Here is a 13871-nt window from a genome sequence, read left to right on the forward strand (position 1 = left end):
GCGAAACCTGGCAGAAATACGGGTGCGTGGCCGCAGGTGGCGGCTGGACACGACACGTATAGCGGGCGAGCGCGACAGTTTTAAGACAGCGACCGTCATCAATGTTTCATGAGTCGTTGACACCCTGCGTCGCGAAACGTCGGTCTTGCACCGTGCGTCCGCCCTCAGCCGTGCCCGAACAGGATTCCCCCATGACTTGCACTCGTCGTTTTCATGTCACTCCGCTGGCGCTCGCCCTGGCAGCGCTGCTTCCCGTCATGGCATCTGCCGCCACAACGGCTGGCGATCCGGCTGCCATTGCAGACGCGCCGGTAGCGGATGCGCCGGTCACCACCGCCGATACCGCAACCAATGCCACCCAGCTGGATGCGATCAACGTGGTCTCGCAAGGCAGCACGCGCCAGGTGCAGCGCATCAGCCGGCAGGACATCGAGCAACTGACACCGGGCAGCAGCGCCTTCAAGGCAGTGGAAAAATTGCCGGGCGTGCAGTTCCAATCGGCCGACCCGTTCGGCACCTATGAATGGTCCACGCAGGTGACCCTGCATGGCTTCGATCAGAGCCGGCTCGGCTACACACTCGATGGCATTCCGCTCGGCAACATGAGCTACGGCGTCACCAACGGCCTGCATATCACGCGCGCCATCATTTCGGAAAACCTCGGCTCGGTGGAGATCGCGCAAGGCGCCGGCGCGCTCGGTACTGCGTCCAACACCAATCTCGGCGGCACCATGCAGTTCTATTCGGCCGACCCGCAGACCACGCCCGGCCTGCGGCTGGTGCAGACGGTGGGTAGCGATGCGACGCGTCGCACCTTCGTGCGTGGCGACACCGGCGATCGCAATGGGTTGTCGGCGTATCTGTCCTATGCCAATGCCACCACCGACAAGTGGAAGGGCTTTGGCGACCAGCAGTCCGAGCAGGCCAACCTCAAGACCGTGTATCAATGGGGCGACGGCAATCGTCTGAGCCTGTTTGTGGATACCTCGCGGCGCAAGGAATACGACTACATGGATCTGTCGTTGACCAGCCAGCGCGCGCTGGGCTGGGACTACGATTATCTGCAGCCGGATTGGGCCACTGCGGTGCAGATGGCGCGTGCGTATCAAAACACCGGTGCCACCAGCGGCGTGGCCAACGGCTACCCGCAATCGCTGGCGGGGCTGCCCGATGATTACAGTTGGTTGGATGCCAGCTACTACGCGGGCGGTGGTCTGCGTCGCGACAACCTGGCAGGCTTGTCGGGCACGTTCGTGTTCGGCGGTGCAACCCTGGATGCCGCCGGCTACTACCACGCCAATCGCGGCGAGGGGCAGTGGGTGACACCGTATGTCGTCACCTCGGCGCAGATCCCGGTGTTGATGCGCACCACCGACTATGGCCTGGACCGTTTCGGCGGTACCAGCGCACTGAAGTGGTCGTGGGGCAATCACGATCTGGAAGCCGGCGTGTGGGCAGAGAATGCACGCACCACGCAAGGGCGCAATTACTTCGCGCTGGGCAACGAGGGCTACACCTCGCTGTACAACGTGTACGAAGCGCAGACCCCGTTCCGTCGCGACTTTTTGCAGCGCTACACCACCCAGACCCGCATGCTGTACCTGCAGGACACCGTGCGTCTGCTCGACGATCGCCTGACGCTCAACTACGGCGCAAAGGCGCTCAGCACCACCACGCGTGCGCAATCGCTGGTGCCGACCACCGCGCTGGCACAGGGACGCATCCGCGCTGAAGACAACTTCCTGCCGCAGGTTGGCGTGAACTACAAACTCGACGAGCGCCAGGACATCTACGCCTCCTACAGCAAGAATATCGCCGCCTTCGGTTTCACTCCGTTCGGCACCTCGCAAGCCGCGTTCGACCGCAGCCGCTCGACGCTGGAGCCGGAAGAATCGCAGACCGTGCAGGTGGGCTACCGCGTGCAGGATGCGCAGTTCCAGCTGTCGGCCGACGCCTACTTCACCAAGTTCTCCAACCGCTTGTTGACCACCTCGCCGTGCACCGCGGTGCAGACCTGCGCGGCGATCCTGAGCAATGTCGGTGCAGTGCATAGCGCCGGTGCCGACCTGGCGTTGATGTGGCGCCCGATGGAAGGCCTGAGCTGGTTGAACTCGCTGTCGTGGAATCGCTCGCGTTATCAGGACGACTACCTCAACAACGGCGTGGTCGCCACCTCCGGCAAGGACGTGGTCGGCATCCCGGCGTTGATGTTCTCCTCCAGCGCCAGCTACCAACTCGGCAACCTGCGCCTGGATCTGGACGGCAAGTACGTCGACAAGCGCTACATCACTTTCCTCAACGATTCGCAGGTGCCCTCGTACTGGCTGTTCAACGCCGGCGCGCGTTACGACTTCGGTCGTGTGGGCGGAGTGGCCGATGTGGCGCTGGCGCTCAACATCACCAACCTCACCGACAAGCGCTACTTCGCCAGCACCGGCACCAACGGCTACGTCGCCTCCGATCCGGATGGCTACAACCAGACCATGGTGGTCGGCGCGCCGCGGCAATACTTCATGAGTCTGGATGTGAAGTTCTGACGAAAGCCCCTCTCCTTCGGGGCGAGAAGGCATGGCTTGCGCGCCACTGGCGCGCGTGGCTGGGAGCGCCCGCGCCGCAAGCGCGGGCCGGGCCGGGGCGCGGAGCGGGGGTTTGGGTGAGGGTACGGGCGAAGCAGTCGGCGCGTCACTTCTGAAGGCGCGTAGCGACGCGTTGGTCATTGCAGGCACTGGTAAGTCTCTGAGGCGCCCCTCATCCGGCGCTGCGCGCCACCTTCTCCCGATGGGAGAAGGACTACATCGGCGCCTAACCCGCCAAGATCCGTGTCGGCCAACACCGCCCATTACCGCACCGCCGCGTGGCGCAAACCTCGCGACGCCTATAATCGCCGCCTTACTTTCACTCAGCAGGTCCCGCCAGATGGCGCAGACGATGAAGGCGCTGGTCAAGCGCGAAGCGAACAAGGGCATCTGGCTGGAACAGGTTCCCGTCCCCAGCCCTGGCCCCAACGAGGTGCTGATCAAGCTGGAAAAGACCGCAATCTGCGGCACCGATCTGCACATCTACCTGTGGGACGAGTGGAGCCAGCGCACCATCACACCCGGCCTGACCATCGGCCATGAGTTCGTCGGTCGTGTGGCCGAGCTCGGTTCGGCGGTGACCGGTTACCAGGTCGGCCAGCGCGTGTCGGCCGAAGGCCACATCGTCTGCGGGCATTGCCGCAATTGTCGCGGCGGCCGCCCGCATCTGTGCCCCAACACGGTCGGCATCGGCGTCAACGTCAATGGCGCATTCGCCGAATACATGGTGATGCCGGCCAGCAACCTGTGGCCGATCCCCGACCAGATTCCCTCCGAGCTGGCCGCGTTCTTCGACCCCTACGGCAACGCCGCGCACTGCGCGCTGGAATTCGACGTCATTGGCGAGGACGTGTTGATCACCGGTGCCGGCCCGATCGGCATCATCGCCGCCGGTATCTGCAAGCACATCGGTGCGCGCAACGTGGTGGTCACCGACGTCAACGATTTCCGCCTCAAGCTTGCCGCCGACATGGGCGCCACCCGCGTGGTCAACGTCTCCAAGACCTCGCTCAAGGACGTCATGGCCGACCTGCACATGGAGGGCTTCGACGTGGGCCTGGAAATGAGCGGCAACCCGCGCGCGTTCAACGACATGCTCGACTGCATGTATCACGGCGGCAAGATCGCCATGCTCGGCATCATGCCGCGCGGCGCCGGCTGCGACTGGGACAAGATCATCTTCAAGGGCCTCACCGTGCAGGGCATCTACGGCCGCAAGATGTACGAGACCTGGTACAAGATGACCCAATTGGTGCTGTCGGGTTTCCCGCTGCACAAGGTGCTGACCCATCAATTGCCGATCGACGATTTCCAGAAGGGCTTCGACCTGATGGAAGAAGGCAAGGCCGGCAAGGTCGTGTTGAGCTGGAACTGAGCGGCCAATACGCTTGAACGCAAAGGGCGCCGCGAGGCGCCTTTTGCATGTCCGTCTTCAGAGTGCTGACACACGCAGCGGGCAATCATCAGGTGCGAGCGGAGCGCCTCAAGAACGCAGGGTCGGCGAGGATTGCAGGCAAAGGCTCAGTGGGTCGAGGGCGCGGTGCCCTCACCGCTCGCGGGACACGCCGCAAGTACGTCCGTGTAGGCTCGGTGGCGGCATCCATGCCGCCACACGGTCCCGCAATCGGTGAGGACACCGCACCAGACAGTTTGCTGCCGCTTGAAAACATGCACACCGACCATCTCGACTGGTCCTTGCCCGCCCACCGTCGACGCGGCATGGATGCCGCGTAAGAGCCTACACGGACGTACTTGCGGCGTGTCCCGCGATGGTGGACGGACAAGGGCCCTGCAACCAAGCCGCAGATCAGCCGCTCTACAAGTGATCCATCCGCACGACGCAATCACCCCAACACAAAACAACCGATATCTAGAGTTCTGGCGTCGTCTAGATGTAGAGGCTGATGTAACGACTAAAAATTCCGAGCATCAACTCTTCCCGCCTCACAACTACACAACCAATTGGTCAGAGCGGCTATTTAGTCGATCGCCATCAAGGCCAGGTGACCGTGGCAGTCGCCACCAGATGGTTCTGCGAATTCTGCCGACCGAAGCCGAATTCGGCCGCTTCGCTGGTGTCGTAATAGCCCACGCTCAAACCCAGCGGACCGAACGCCTTGCCGACATTCACACCGAAGTCGTTGTAATCGTGATCCACCTGACTGAGCGCCGAGGTGTAAACGCTGTGCCCGGCGTGCGCGCCGAACGTGAAGTCGTACGGCAACGTCCAGTTGGCATCGAGCGCGTAGTAATAGCCGTCGGTCTTCGACCCATACAGATCGTTGGTATAGGCAACGGTCAGGCTATAGGTCTTCAAAAACGTGGTCTTGGTGATCAGTTCGGCATAGTTGGACGCGCCCGCTCCCAGGTACTGGTAGCGGTTGACCATCACATCGAAATTCCAGTTCGTGCCCAGATCGGTGTTGTAGCCGACAAAGCCGTCCACTTCCCAATCCGGATCGCCCGCACCGTAATCGACATTGGAGGTCCAGGTGCCGATGTACACGCCGAACGGCGTCGTGTACGTGAGTCCAGCCTGGAAGGCGGGCTCTTCATTGGTCTGCGAGATACCACGGAACAGATAATCGCTGGTGACCGCAAACGTGCCACTGAAGGGCGACGCTGGCGCTTCTTCATCCTGCGCATGCGCCAACGGCACGACACCGAGCAACAACAACGACAGACAACACGCGAGGGGGGACGGCTTCATGGAGCATCTCCTGGGACGATGGGCGGTCGGATGACGCGAAGCGAGGTTGCAGTGACTTTATTAGTCCAACTGTCATTGCAGCGCAACATCAACGTCGTGCGCCTTTGAACCAGCACACAGGCCTTAACCACCGATGGTGCTGATCAGGATGCCCATCTCATCGACTGAATGCGCAGGATCTTGAGATTGGGGAGTGGGGATTCGTAACGCCAAAGCAAAGGCGGACCCCGCTCTACGAATCCCGAATCCCAAATCCCAAATCCCCATTCAATACCGGCCCCAGCCGGCGTTGAATCACACCGGAAACACCCCGTAATGCCGCGCCGCAAGCCTTAGCTGCTGCCCTGGCTGAAAACTCCCCGCCGAGGCCGGCAGTTCCACTTCCACCTCGTTGCCTGCCGGCTCCAGCGTTGCGCGCAGACGCAGACGCGCACCGCTGCGCTGCGACCAAGCCACTGTCGCCGGCCAACCGGCGTCATCGGGCACCAGATCTTCCGGTCGCACATACACCTCGACCGGGCCAGCAGCCAACGCGGCATTGGCCGCCGGCAATGCATGCCCGGCCACCTGGATCCGACCTTCCGCCAGCACACCAGGAATGCGGTTCACCGCGCCCACGAACGAATATACGAACGGCGAGGCCGGCTTGTCGTAGATCATCGCCGGGGTGTCGAGCTGCTCGATGCGGCCGCGGTTGAGGATCGCCACCCGGTCGGCCAGTTCCAGCGCTTCTTCCTGATCGTGGGTCACGAACACCGTGGTCAGACCGGTACGTTCGTGCAGCTCACGCAGCCAGCGGCGCAGGTCGCGGCGCACCTGCGCATCCAGCGCGCCGAATGGCTCGTCCAGCAGCAGCACGCGCGGCTCGATCGCCAGCGCACGCGCCAGTGCCACACGCTGACGCTGACCACCGGACAGCTGGGTGGGATAGCGCTGCTCCAGGCCATGCAACTGCACCAGCGCCAGCAATTCTTCCACGCGTGCGCGGATACGCGCTTCAGCCCAACGCTCGTTACCGCGCCGCACCCGCAAGCCGAAGGCGATGTTCTCGAACACGTCCATATGCTTGAACAACGCGTAGTGCTGGAACACGAAGCCGACCCGGCGCGACTGCACGCTCATGCGCGTGGCATCTTCATCGCCGAACAGCACCTGCCCGCCATCGGCATGCTCCAGCCCGGCCATGATGCGCAACAACGTGGTCTTGCCTGAGCCCGACGGCCCCAACAGTGCCAGCAACTCACCCTGGCGCACGTCCAGGGTGATGTCGTCCAACGCGGTGAACGTGTCGAACTGCTTGCGCAGGCGGTGGATGCGGATGCCCATGTTCACCTCAATGTCGGTGGTTGGCGGCGAGCGAATCGCCATGCCGCCATTCCAGATACGTCTTCAGCGCCAGCGTCAGCAGCGCGGTCAATGCCAGCAGCGAGGCACACGCAAACGCGGCGCTGTAGGCGTATTCGTTGTAGAGAATTTCCACATGCAACGGTAGTGTATTGGTGCGCCCACGGATATGCCCGGACACCACCGACACCGCACCGAACTCGCCCATCGCGCGCGCCGCGCACAGCAGCACGCCGTACATCAGGCCCCAACGGATATTGGGCAAGGTCACCCGCCAGAACATCTGCCAGCCGCTCGCGCCCAGGCTCAATGCCGCCAGTTCTTCATCGCTGCCTTGCTGCTCCATCAACGGCATCAGCTCGCGCGCGATAAACGGAAACGTGACAAAGGTCGTCGCCAGTACGATGCCCGGCAGCGCGAATACGATGCGCGGCAGCTGAATCAGCATCTCGCCAAAAAACGGCAGCTGCACCTGCCAACCTTCGTCGATCAACGGCCACGCCCAGCCGCTGCGCCCGAAGATCAGCACGAAAATCAAACCCGCCACCACCGGCGATACCGAAAACGGCAGATCGATCAGGCTGATCAGCAAGCGCTTGCCGGGAAAGCGATGCTTGCTCACCGCCCACGCCGCAGCCACCCCGAATACCAAATTCAGCGGCAGCACGATCGCAGTCACGATCAAGGTCAGCTTGATCGCCGACAACGCATCCGGATCGACCACTGCGCGCAAAAACGTTTCCCAACCACCCCGCAGCGCCTCGGCGAAGACCAGCACCAGCGGCAGCAGCAAAAACGCTAGCAGGAACAGCAGCGCGCCCAGAATCATCAGCCACTGCACCCAGCGAGGCTCGTTGGTGGCCGAGTCGGTGATGCGGCGCGCCTGTTCGGTCATTGTGCGGTTCTGCAGCATGGAGGGCAGCGACGAAACAGCATCGTTCATGCAGGCCTCCGTTGATAGCGCAGCAGGCGTGCCTGCAGCGTATTGACCACCAGCAGGATCACGAACGACAGCAGCAGCATTGCCGCCGCAATCGCGGTGGCGCCGGCATAATCGAATTCTTCCAGCCGGATAGTGATCAACAGCGGCGCGATCTCGGTGGAATTGGGCAGATTGCCGGCGATGAAGATCACCGAACCGTACTCACCCACGCCGCGCGCGAAGGCCAGCGCAAACCCGGTCAGGACCGCTGGCCACAGTCCCGGCAGCACCACCCGCCAGACCGTCTGCCAGCGCGATGCGCCCAGCGTGGCGGCGGCCGCTTCCAGCTCACGCTCGCTCTCGGCCAGCACCGGCTGCACCACCCGCACCACGAACGGCAGGCCGACAAACACCAGCGCCAGCACGATCCCCAACTGCGTATAGGCGACCTTGATACCGATCGCCTCCAGCCAGCGCCCGACCCAGCCGTTGCCGCCATACAACGCAGTCAGCGCAATACCCGCCACTGCGGTTGGCAACGCGAATGGCAGATCGATCACCGCGTCGAAGAAGCGCTTGCCCGGGAAGTTGTAGCGCACGAACACCCACGCCACCCAGGTGCCCATGAGCGCGTTGAAGGCGCCGGCCACGAACGCCGTACCGAAACTCACCCGCAACGCCGACAACACCCGTGGCTCGCTCCACACCCGCCACAGGCCGTCCCAACCCAATCCGCTGGTTTTGATGAAGATGCCCAGCAGCGGGATCAACACAATCAATCCCAGCCAGGTCAGCGTAATTCCAAGACTCAAGCCCAACCCCGGCATCACGCGTCGGCGCGATGACGGCGCTGGATGGGGAGCAACCGACATCTGCATTGCCTACTTTTTTGCCTGGATCTGATCGAACACACCACCGTCGGCAAAGTGTTCCTGCTGCGCCTTGTCCCACGAGCCGAACGCTTCCTGGATGGTCACCAGCTTGATGTCCGGGAAACGCGCCAGATCGGCCGGGTCGGCAAATTCCGGGTGGCGTGGGCGATAGAAATGCTTGGCTGCCAGCTTCTGCCCTTCCGGTGCGTAGAGATAACGCAGGTAGGCCTCGGCCACATCGCGCGTGCCGTGTTTGTCGACGTTCTTGTCGACCAAGGCCACCGACGGCTCGGCCAGGATCGACAACTTCGGCACCACGATCTCGAACTTGTCCTTGCCCAGTTCATCGCGCGCCAGCAGCGCTTCGTTTTCCCAGGCCAGCAGCACATCGCCGATACCACGCTGCACGAAGGTCGTCGTGGCGCCACGTGCACCGGTGTCCAGCACCGGCACGTTGCGGAACAAGGCCTGCATGTAGCGCACGATGCGCTCGCGGTCGCCCTTGAAGATGCGGTCGGCATACGCCCAGGCGGCCAGGTAATTCCAGCGCGCGCCGCCGGAGGTCTTGGGGTTGGGCGTCACCACCGCCACGCCGGAGCGCAGCAGATCCGGCCAATCGTGGATGTTCTTCGGGTTGCCCTTGCGCACCAGGAACACGATCGTCGAGGTGTACGGCGCGCTGTTGTCGGGCAGGCGCTTTTCCCAATCGCTGTCGATCAGCTTGGCCTTCTCAGCGATCGCGTCCACGTCGTAGGCCAGCGCCAACGTGACCACATCGGCCTCGATGCCGTCGATCACTGCGCGCGCCTGTTTGCCGGAGCCGCCGTGCGAGGTTTCCACCGTCACCGTGTCCTGCGGATGTTGCTGCTTCCAATGCGCGGCGAACGCGCTGTTGTAGTCGCGGTAGAACTCGCGGGTGGGGTCGTAGCTCACATTGAGCAGACCGATGTCGCGCGCGCCAGCCGGGCCGGCCAGGGCCAGCAAGCTGCACAACAGGATCGACACGAAGCGGTAGCGGGGGTGGGTCACAGCAATCTCCTGGCCGGTTGGGCGCAGCTGAACAGCAAGCATGCCATGCTGCGCAGCGCTACGCGGGCGGTGAAATGACATACACGCCTGCGCTTATACCGATTTTGCATGACGTAGTGGTATGCCGCCGTGATCGTTAAAATCGTGCTTCTTTCTGCCACTGCGATCGCCATGACCAACGCTCCCGCCGCGCTGACCGCCCATTACGCCGCCGAACTGGAGGCGATCCAGGCCCAGGGCCTGTTCAAGTCCGAGCGCATCATCACCGGCCCGCAGTCGGCGCAGATCACCCTCGCCGACGGCCGCAGCGTGCTCAACTTCTGCGCCAACAACTACCTGGGCTTGGCCGACCATCCGGACATCATCCAGGCCGCCAAGGACGCACTGGACACCCACGGCTTCGGCATGGCCTCGGTGCGCTTCATCTGCGGCACCCAGGATTTGCATAAGCAACTCGAGCGCACCATCGCCGACTTCTTCGGCACCGAGGACACCATCCTCTATGCCGCCTGTTTCGATGCCAACGGCGGCCTGTTCGAACCGCTGCTCGGCGAGCACGATGCCATCATCTCCGACGCGCTCAACCACGCCTCGATCATCGACGGCGTGCGCCTGTGCAAGGCCAAGCGCTTCCGCTACGCCAACTGCGACATGGCCGACCTGGAAGCGCAGCTGCAGGCCGCCGATGCCGCCGGTTGCAAGACCAAGCTGATCACCAGCGACGGCGTATTCTCGATGGACGGCTTCATCGCCCCGCTGGACGAGATCACCGCCCTCGCCCGCAAGTACAACGCGCTGGTGCATATCGACGAATGCCATGCCACCGGCTTTTTGGGCGCTACCGGCCGCGGCTCGGCCGAGGTCAAGGGCGTGCTGGACCAGATCGATATCTTCACCGGCACGTTGGGCAAGGCGATGGGCGGCGCACTGGGCGGCTTCACCACCGCCAAGCGTGAAGTCATCGAACTGCTGCGCCAGCGCTCGCGTCCTTATCTTTTTTCCAATTCACTGCCGCCGCACGTGGTGGCCGCAGGCATCAAGGCGTTCGACATGCTGGATGCCGCCGGCGAGCTGCGCACGCAACTGGTCGAGAACACGCGTTACTTCCGCGAGCGCATGACCGCCGCTGGCTTCGACGTCAAACCTGGCGTGCATCCGATCAGCCCGGTGATGCTCTACGACGCACCGCTGGCGCAGAAATTCGCCGAGCGCTTGCTGGAAGAAGGCATCTACGCCATCGGCTTCTTCTTCCCGGTGGTGCCCAAGGGCCAGGCGCGCATCCGCACCCAGATCAGCGCCGCGCACACCCGCGAGCATCTGGATCAGGCGATCGCTGCATTCATCAAGATCGGCCGCGAACTCGACGTCATCAAAGACTGATGCGCACGGTGCTGCGCCAACGGCTGTTGCTGGCGGCGCAAACCGATGCCCAGGCGCATTTACTGAACGGCAGTTGGGAAACCCGCTGCCTGCATTGCCGTCGGCGCTTGCAGCTGCGCGCCGATGGCGAACCGCTCGGCCACACCACGCTGGAACACGTAATCCCGCAGGCCTGGTTCGGCCGTCGCGCGGCGGCCGCGCTGTGCGCGATGGTCGGCGACGATGCGAATGCGGCGCGCAACCTTGCCCTGGCCTGTGCCGGTTGCAATCACGCCAAGGGTCGCCGCCACGATGCCAACGGCGCCGGCGACGCACGTGCTTTTGAAGTCGTCAGCGCCTTGCTTGGCGCGCGTCTGGCGCGCTGGCGGGAGCCGCCGTCAGCGCTCTGACTTCCTCGGCGCTGAGCATGCGCCACGCACCCTTGCCCAACTCACCCATCGCCAGCACGCCGATCGCCACCCGCACCAGCCGCAGCACCCCGATCTCCAGCGCCGCCAACAAGCGACGGATCTGCCGATTGCGGCCCTCGTCCAGCACGATCTCCAGCCACGCATTGCGCTCGCCTTCGCGCAGCACGCCAACGTGCTTGGCGCGCAGCAGCGCACCATCGCCCTCAGGATCGGGATCGACCACACCGGCCTGCAACTGTGCCAGTTGCTCGGCACTCGGGCGGCAATCGATCTGCACGTGATAGGTCTTGTCCGGCCCGGTCGCAGGGTCGGTCACCGCCGCTGCCCATTGCGGGTCGTTACTGAAGAGCAGCAGCCCTTCGCTGGCCTTGTCCAATCGCCCGACCGGCGCGATCCACGGCAATCCGGCACCATCGAAGCAGCGATACACCGTGTCCCTGCCCTGCTCGTCGCGCACGGTCGTGACCACGCCGCGCGGCTTGTTGAGCATTAGATAGCAGCGCGCCGGCCCGGCCAACGGCTGCCCGTCGACGGTGATGCTCGACTGCTGATCGGCGTGGATCGGATATTCGGGGTCGTGCACCACACGCGCAGCCACGCTGACCCGCCCTTCGGCGATCCAGCGTGCCGCTTCGGTACGCGAACACACGCCCAATTTGGACAGCACGCGCGCCAGCCCGTGGCGCGGTGCGGTGGTCGCCGTGGCCATAGCGGAGGCGCGCGAAGCACCAGCAGGACCACGCTTGCGTTGCCGGAACGTTGCCGGCGGAGGCCGCCGGGTCATGCCGTCCCGACCGTGCCGCTTACTTGTTTTCGACCGACTTGGCGTCGGCCGCAGGCGTTGCAGTTGCCGCAGCGGCCGGAGCCGGCGCAGCCACCGGACGCGCCTTGACCACGCGCACACCGCGCGCCTTCATCCAGGCGTCGAATTCTTCGGCGGTCATGCGCTTGCCGTTCTGACTCATGTCAAAGCGCCACGGCGTGTTGTCGAACGCAGTGGTGGCCTTGTAGGCGGCCGGATCGTTCGAATTGACGGTGCCGCCGGGCGGAATCACCTTGGCCAGGTCCTGGCAGCCTTCCACGCGCAACCGCAGCAGCACGCGGTCCACCGATTGCTCGCTGGTATAGGGCTGGGCCAACACGCCGGTGGGCATGCCCAGCTGGACGCTACGGGTGTAGAACTCGGCGGCCGCTGGCGCAATCACCGTGGCAGGCAACGGCAGCGGCTGGGACACCGTGCTGCCGGCGCAGTTCGGGGCGGCGTAAGCGGCAGGAATCAAAGCGAGACAGAGCAAACCTGCCGTGGCGGTACGCAGCATCGGGTTCTTCCAATTATGAGTTTGGTGTTGACGCGGCGAGTGTAGGCAGCGATGAACGCTGTTTCAACCGGAACCGTGCCTGGATGGCAACACAGACAGGTTTGGCGGCGACTCGACGCACCTTTCCTGGTCCTACAAAGACAAAACCCGGCACAAGGCCGGGTTTTGTATGTAACAGCTAGCGGTCCAATTAGTTCTGGACGTTCAGCTCGGTACGACGGTTCTTCGCACGGCCTTCCGGATTGTCGGAACCATCCGGGTTGGCGTTCGGAGCAATCGGACGGCTCTCGCCGTAGCCGATCGGGCCGACCAGACGCGACGCATCAACGCCGTTCTTGGTCAGGTAGTCGTACACGGTGGTCGCACGACGCTCGGACAGCTTCTGGTTGTACGCGTCGGTACCCTTCGAGTCGGTGTGACCGGCAACCTCGACCTTCAGGTCGGGGTAACGCTTCAGGATCTCGGTCGCTTCGCTCAGGATGGACTGTGCGTCCGGACGCAGGGTCGACTTGTTGAAGTCGAAGTTCACGCCCTTCAGGTCGATCGACACAGGAACCGGGCAACCGTCCGGACCGATGGTCTGGCCAGGCTGCGAAGCCGGGCACTTGTCGTCGCAGTTGTTGACGCCGTCACCGTCGTCATCCAGGTCTGCGCAGCTCGGAGCAACCGGAGCCGGAGCCGGCGGCGGAGCGGTCGACGGAGCCGGTCCCAACGGGATCACGACGCCGACCGAAGCCAGGACGTCGCCGAACCAGTCTTCCTGCGGAGCAGCAACGCTCTGGTCATTGAAGTCAGCGCGGTAGGCCAACTCGGCACGCACGGCAACGCGCTTGTCGAAGGTGGTCTGCAGACCGACACCAGCCTTGGCGGCAAAGTTGCCGTCTTTCTGCTGGCCCGGCGAAACCGGGTTCGGGGTTGCGTCGAACTCTTCTTCCGAACGCTGGTAGCCCAGGCCGAACAGGAGGTAGGGGTTCCAGCCGCGGCCTTCAGCGATGAAGTGGCGACGCAGGTCGAACGAGATGCCGTACTGGCTCCAGTTCTGGTCCTGGTTGGCATCGAAATTCGGGTTCTGATAGTTCAGCTCGCCGTCGATCGACCAGTTCGGGCTGACAAACTTGCCCAGACCCAGGGTCACGAACGGAGCATCATTGGTCAGACGATCGCTGTCCTGGAAGTTGAAGCCAGCGCTACCGGTCAGGTACCAACGGTCATCGAATTCCTGCGCGGAAGCAGCCTGGGCAAACGCCAGGCCGCCAAGCAACGCGGCAGTGAGAATTTTCTTGTTCATGTATACAGCTCCTTCTTTGGG

12 protein-coding genes are annotated in these 13871 nt (G+C 63.6%); 4 read left to right on the forward strand and 8 right to left on the reverse strand.

Features of this window, described 5'->3' with window-relative positions; all coding sequences use genetic code 11:
- The first annotated feature begins 101 nt into the window (after nt 1–101).
- Nucleotides 102–2537, forward strand: coding sequence for a TonB-dependent receptor (locus tag FFY45_RS04235; RefSeq protein WP_176339516.1), 2436 nt, complete (start codon nt 102–104; stop codon nt 2535–2537).
- 379 nt (nt 2538–2916) lie between these two features.
- Nucleotides 2917–3951, forward strand: a complete 1035-nt coding sequence (gene tdh / locus FFY45_RS04240; RefSeq protein ID WP_176339517.1) for an L-threonine 3-dehydrogenase — start codon at nt 2917–2919, stop codon at nt 3949–3951.
- A gap of 618 nt (nt 3952–4569) precedes the next feature.
- Here tdh and FFY45_RS04245 read toward each other — a convergent pair.
- The 5 genes from FFY45_RS04245 to FFY45_RS04265 form a co-directional block, all read right to left on the reverse strand.
- On the reverse strand, nt 4570–5286 hold the full coding sequence (locus FFY45_RS04245; RefSeq protein ID WP_006452587.1) for a TorF family putative porin: 717 nt from the start codon (nt 5284–5286) through the stop codon (nt 4570–4572).
- Nucleotides 5287–5580: 294 nt separating this feature from the next.
- A complete protein-coding gene (locus FFY45_RS04250; protein WP_023902846.1) occupies nt 5581–6612 on the reverse strand; it encodes a sulfate/molybdate ABC transporter ATP-binding protein in 1032 nt (343 codons plus the stop codon).
- A 7-nt stretch (nt 6613–6619) separates the two neighbouring features.
- Nucleotides 6620–7573 carry a sulfate ABC transporter permease subunit CysW gene (gene cysW, locus FFY45_RS04255; RefSeq protein WP_023902845.1) on the reverse strand — a complete coding sequence of 318 codons (954 nt, stop codon included), beginning with the start codon at nt 7571–7573 and terminating at the stop codon, nt 6620–6622.
- Complete coding sequence (cysT, locus tag FFY45_RS04260; RefSeq protein ID WP_043888978.1) at nt 7570–8430, reverse strand: sulfate ABC transporter permease subunit CysT; 861 nt, start codon at nt 8428–8430, stop codon at nt 7570–7572. Before cysT ends, cysW begins: the two co-directional genes overlap by 4 nt.
- Nucleotides 8431–8433: 3 nt before the next feature.
- On the reverse strand, nt 8434–9534 hold the full coding sequence (locus tag FFY45_RS04265; protein WP_074056781.1) for a sulfate ABC transporter substrate-binding protein: 1101 nt from the start codon (nt 9532–9534) through the stop codon (nt 8434–8436).
- 90 nt (nt 9535–9624) lie between these two features.
- Here FFY45_RS04265 and kbl point away from each other — a divergent pair, with 90 nt between their 5' ends.
- Both kbl and FFY45_RS04275 read left to right on the forward strand, forming a co-directional pair.
- Nucleotides 9625–10833, forward strand: coding sequence for a glycine C-acetyltransferase (gene kbl, locus FFY45_RS04270; protein ID WP_115039912.1), 1209 nt, complete (start codon nt 9625–9627; stop codon nt 10831–10833).
- Nucleotides 10833–11222 carry an HNH endonuclease gene (locus FFY45_RS04275; protein WP_176339518.1) on the forward strand — a complete coding sequence of 130 codons (390 nt, stop codon included), beginning with the start codon at nt 10833–10835 and terminating at the stop codon, nt 11220–11222. The genes kbl and FFY45_RS04275 overlap by 1 nt, the downstream gene beginning before the upstream one ends.
- Here the strand turns inward: FFY45_RS04275 and FFY45_RS04280 are convergent.
- From FFY45_RS04280 to FFY45_RS04290, 3 genes are all read right to left on the reverse strand, one after another.
- The gene (locus FFY45_RS04280; protein ID WP_176339519.1) at nt 11164–12027 is read right to left on the reverse strand and encodes a pseudouridine synthase; all 864 of its coding nucleotides are present in this window, start codon (nt 12025–12027) and stop codon (nt 11164–11166) included. The genes FFY45_RS04275 and FFY45_RS04280 overlap by 59 nt on opposite strands.
- Nucleotides 12028–12046: 19 nt before the next feature.
- Nucleotides 12047–12562 carry a hypothetical protein gene (locus tag FFY45_RS04285; protein WP_023902840.1) on the reverse strand — a complete coding sequence of 172 codons (516 nt, stop codon included), beginning with the start codon at nt 12560–12562 and terminating at the stop codon, nt 12047–12049.
- 190 nt (nt 12563–12752) lie between these two features.
- Nucleotides 12753–13850, reverse strand: coding sequence for an OmpA family protein (locus FFY45_RS04290; RefSeq protein WP_023902839.1), 1098 nt, complete (start codon nt 13848–13850; stop codon nt 12753–12755).
- Nucleotides 13851–13871 lie beyond the last annotated feature (21 nt).

It is taken from the genome of Xanthomonas hortorum, assembly GCF_011305375.1.
Lineage (GTDB): Bacteria > Pseudomonadota > Gammaproteobacteria > Xanthomonadales > Xanthomonadaceae > Xanthomonas > Xanthomonas hortorum_E.

Bases quoted from the DNA above. Each gene is read 5' to 3' on its own strand.
- FFY45_RS04235 (WP_176339516.1), top strand. From the start codon at position 102: ATGTTTCATGAGTCGTTGACACCCTGCGTCGCGAAACGTCGGTCTTGC.
- tdh (WP_176339517.1), top strand. From the start codon at position 2,917: ATGGCGCAGACGATGAAGGCGCTGGTCAAGCGCGAAGCGAACAAGGGC.
- FFY45_RS04245 (WP_006452587.1), bottom strand. From the start codon at position 5,286: ATGAAGCCGTCCCCCCTCGCGTGTTGTCTGTCGTTGTTGTTGCTCGGT.
- FFY45_RS04250 (WP_023902846.1), bottom strand. From the start codon at position 6,612: ATGGGCATCCGCATCCACCGCCTGCGCAAGCAGTTCGACACGTTCACC.
- cysW (WP_023902845.1), bottom strand. From the start codon at position 7,573: ATGAACGATGCTGTTTCGTCGCTGCCCTCCATGCTGCAGAACCGCACA.
- cysT (WP_043888978.1), bottom strand. From the start codon at position 8,430: ATGCAGATGTCGGTTGCTCCCCATCCAGCGCCGTCATCGCGCCGACGC.
- FFY45_RS04265 (WP_074056781.1), bottom strand. From the start codon at position 9,534: ATGTCATTTCACCGCCCGCGTAGCGCTGCGCAGCATGGCATGCTTGCT.
- kbl (WP_115039912.1), top strand. From the start codon at position 9,625: ATGACCAACGCTCCCGCCGCGCTGACCGCCCATTACGCCGCCGAACTG.
- FFY45_RS04275 (WP_176339518.1), top strand. From the start codon at position 10,833: ATGCGCACGGTGCTGCGCCAACGGCTGTTGCTGGCGGCGCAAACCGAT.
- FFY45_RS04280 (WP_176339519.1), bottom strand. From the start codon at position 12,027: ATGACCCGGCGGCCTCCGCCGGCAACGTTCCGGCAACGCAAGCGTGGT.
- FFY45_RS04285 (WP_023902840.1), bottom strand. From the start codon at position 12,562: ATGCTGCGTACCGCCACGGCAGGTTTGCTCTGTCTCGCTTTGATTCCT.
- FFY45_RS04290 (WP_023902839.1), bottom strand. From the start codon at position 13,850: ATGAACAAGAAAATTCTCACTGCCGCGTTGCTTGGCGGCCTGGCGTTT.